Source organism: Streptococcus sp. CL8.13 (genome assembly GCF_049737895.1).
Window position 1 is genome coordinate 1 of sequence record NZ_JBKOTT010000158.1, and the last position, 778, is coordinate 778.

Genomic DNA, 778 nt, shown 5'->3' on the forward strand with positions numbered 1-778 from the left:
TCAGCTGGGAGAGCATCTGCCTTACAAGCAGAGGGTCAGCGGTTCGATCCCGTTAACTCCCATAGGTCCCGTAGTGTAGCGGTTATCACGTCGCCCTGTCACGGCGAAGATCGCGGGTTCGATTCCCGTCGGGACCGTTTAAGATAACGGAAGTTATTTTAGACTCGTTAGCTCAGTTGGTAGAGCAATTGACTTTTAATCAATGGGTCACTGGTTCGAGCCCAGTACGGGTCATATATGCGGGTTTGGCGGAATTGGCAGACGCACCAGATTTAGGATCTGGCGCTTAACGGCGTGGGGGTTCAAGTCCCTTAACCCGCATTAAGATATAATAAATGAGCCGGCTTAGCTCAGTTGGTAGAGCATCTGATTTGTAATCAGAGGGTCGCGTGTTCAAGTCATGTAGCCGGCATTTTTAGATAGAAGAAAACAGTGCGAACGTAGTTCAGTGGTAGAACACCACCTTGCCAAGGTGGGGGTCGCGGGTTCGAATCCCGTCGTTCGCTTAGAGAGGCCGGGGTGGCGGAACTGGCAGACGCACAGGACTTAAAATCCTGCGATTGGTAACGATCGTACCGGTTCGATTCCGGTCCTCGGCATAATATAATGAGCACCCTTAGCTCAACTGGATAGAGTACCTGACTACGAATCAGGCGGTTAGAGGTTCGACTCCTCTAGGGTGCATTTTTCTATTTAACTCGGGAAGTAGCTCAGCTTGGTAGAGTACTTGGTTTGGGACCAAGGTGTCGCAGGTTCGAATCCTGTCTTCCCGATTCAT

General features: G+C 50.8%; 8 tRNA genes. All 8 read left to right on the top strand.

The window, feature by feature from the left end:
• Window positions 1–64 precede the first annotated feature (64 nt).
• The 8 genes from ACLNCN_RS04945 to ACLNCN_RS04980 all read left to right on the top strand — a co-directional run bounded on the left by ACLNCN_RS04945 (window position 65) and on the right by ACLNCN_RS04980 (window position 773).
• Window positions 65–137 (top strand) — tRNA-Asp (locus ACLNCN_RS04945).
• 24 nt (window positions 138–161) lie between these two features.
• Window positions 162–234 (top strand) — tRNA-Lys (locus tag ACLNCN_RS04950).
• A 5-nt stretch (window positions 235–239) separates the two neighbouring features.
• Window positions 240–321: transfer RNA gene (locus ACLNCN_RS04955), tRNA-Leu, on the top strand.
• A gap of 18 nt (window positions 322–339) precedes the next feature.
• A tRNA-Thr gene (locus tag ACLNCN_RS04960) sits at window positions 340–412 on the top strand.
• A gap of 22 nt (window positions 413–434) precedes the next feature.
• Window positions 435–506, top strand: a tRNA-Gly gene (locus tag ACLNCN_RS04965).
• A 7-nt stretch (window positions 507–513) separates the two neighbouring features.
• A tRNA-Leu gene (locus ACLNCN_RS04970) sits at window positions 514–599 on the top strand.
• A gap of 11 nt (window positions 600–610) precedes the next feature.
• Window positions 611–684 (top strand) — tRNA-Arg (locus ACLNCN_RS04975).
• 15 nt (window positions 685–699) lie between these two features.
• Window positions 700–773 (top strand) — tRNA-Pro (locus ACLNCN_RS04980).
• Window positions 774–778 lie beyond the last annotated feature (5 nt).